General features: G+C 32.7%; 1 protein-coding gene and 1 pseudogene. Both read left to right on the top strand.

Annotation, left to right across the window (positions count from 1 at the left end; genetic code table 11):
• Window positions 1-1,501: pseudogene (locus A9G11_RS14270) on the top strand (hypothetical protein); the annotation flags it as partial.
• A 1-nt stretch (window position 1,502) separates the two neighbouring features.
• Window positions 1,503-2,146 (top strand): hypothetical protein (locus tag A9G11_RS00005; protein ID WP_141674302.1); only part of this gene is annotated, 644 nt, incomplete at its 3' end.

Below are 2,146 nucleotides of genomic sequence, written 5' to 3'. Positions count from 1 at the left end.
TGTGAAAAGAGTCAGTTGTTGGGACTGGTTTGATTTTAAGCAGATTAAAGAAAGTGCCAGCTTAAAAGAATTTTATCTTAGTGCAGAAAAGACCTTAAAAAGAAATAAAGATAATTCATCTTTAGATCAGTACACGCCAACCATAAAAGAGGTATTAACAATCTTAGATAAGCAATATAAATCAGGGCAAGAGAAATATGCAATGATAGAACTAAATTGCTTTAAAGGAATCGTTGATGAACCAATATTAATCACGGCGCTAGCACGGTTATTAATTAATTATGAAAGTGAATGGTATGGTAAACTTAATGCAGAAGGTAAAATATCAAAATGGGAAGAATTGAACAGTGAAATGACCGGAGATGCCCAAAACATCTTGGACTATTTAAAGAAAGGGAATGAAGCAAAATGTGATGCGTACATAAGCACATTAAATGCAAGCAAGCAAAAACCTGTAAAAAAAGGATTGGAACAGCTAAGAAGAGAAATTAAACGTTTACCTAAAAACTTTAAAGATCAAGCAGCAGAAAAACTGAGTAAAGAACAACTTGAAATTTGTGTTCAATTAGAAGAGCTAGAAAGGTGTGTCATGCTTTGGGAAAAAACCAAAGAAAAGGCGAAAAAAATGCTGTGGTGGGATGATGTGGTTAAAGGCTTAGCTAAGCAAAGCCAACAAACTGACACTACTGCTGAAAATGGAAAGGGTGCAGATACCTCAACCGCACCAGCAAACTCCACGCCACCCGCCACCCTTAGCAAGGATGGTAAAGTATGGTTTATCCATCCTATCTCGCTGTTTAAATTTGTGACATATCAAGATCTGATCGATGTAGAAAGTTTCCTTGTTATGTATGAAAGTGAACATAAAAATTTTAAAAAAGAAGAGGAGAGTAAAGTACCTGATTTTAATCAAAAATCCAAATATACACTTCGGGGTATTATTGAACGAATCAATCTATTTTATAGAAAAAATAACGAATTTAAACCTAATATTTACTATCTATCTTATATGTTAGCCACAGCCCGTTGGGAAGCGACTTGGGGAGATGATGTTTTTTGCTCGTTGTTCGAACATGGTTCATTATCATATTTTAATCGATATGATCCTGTATTAGCTTCTACAGAAAAATTACGAAATGATGCGAAAAGGTATGGAAATACAAAACAGGGGGACGGTTATACATATCGCGGTAGAGGTTTAGCCCATTTAACCTTTAAAGGCAATTATAAAAAAGCCAGTGACTATTTTGGTATTGATTTTGTAAAAGATCCTGATAAAGCCGCTGAACTTGATAATGCGGTACCAATTTTGATTTGGGGAACGATGACCGGCGGTTTTAGTGAGCAAAAGATAACAAAATACATTTATAAAAATCATATTGATTATAAAGCCGCAAGAAAAGTAATAAATGGAAGTAATTACGCTGATAAACTAGCAGAATTTGCTAAGCGTTTTGAAGCTATTCTTCGACAAACCTCAATTTTGACTGAGGAGTTTTAATATGCAAAAAATAATTCTGTTAATATTCACGCTAATTATTAGCACTGTTTGCTGTGCAAAGCAACCTTGTTCAAATAAAACGTTTGTAGAAAATTATCACTTTAACCTTAATGCTCAACCTTATAAATTTACTTCTTACTATTGTGATGAAAAGGAGAGTGAAGTTTTTATAAAGCCCGGTATATTAGAAGTACATGGAAAAAATATCAATAAATCCCTTAAAAATGTAATTGGAATGAGAGGTGGGATAAGTGTTGGATTTTCAAAATGGAATAATAAACCCGAATTTTATTATATTAGTACACCATCAGATTATACCGAAGCTGATATACCTATAATGATTAAAAATAACAATTTAATGGTTGACTGTATCTATATTAAGGAACAATTTAAAAATTATATGGTGACAAACCATTCTTATTGTGGTGAACCACAAATTGTAGCCGATGGGTTTGATGATGATGATGGGTTTGAAAATTTATTTCCAGACTTTTACTTATACGGTGTATTTTACTATATATTCTTCCCAGAAACTAATCACTATTTATCTAATAAAGAGTTTGATGTGTTTATTGGCAAATTAGATGATATCAGTTTGTACCGTCGCTATTCATCAATCAAAAATTATGTTTCGAATAAATATAC

Source organism: Gilliamella sp. wkB108 (assembly GCF_001690195.1).
Taxonomy (GTDB): Bacteria; Pseudomonadota; Gammaproteobacteria; order Enterobacterales; family Orbaceae; genus Gilliamella; species Gilliamella apicola_L.
Note: the sequence above shows the minus strand (reverse complement) of the source record. Positions and strands in the feature narration are given on the sequence as shown.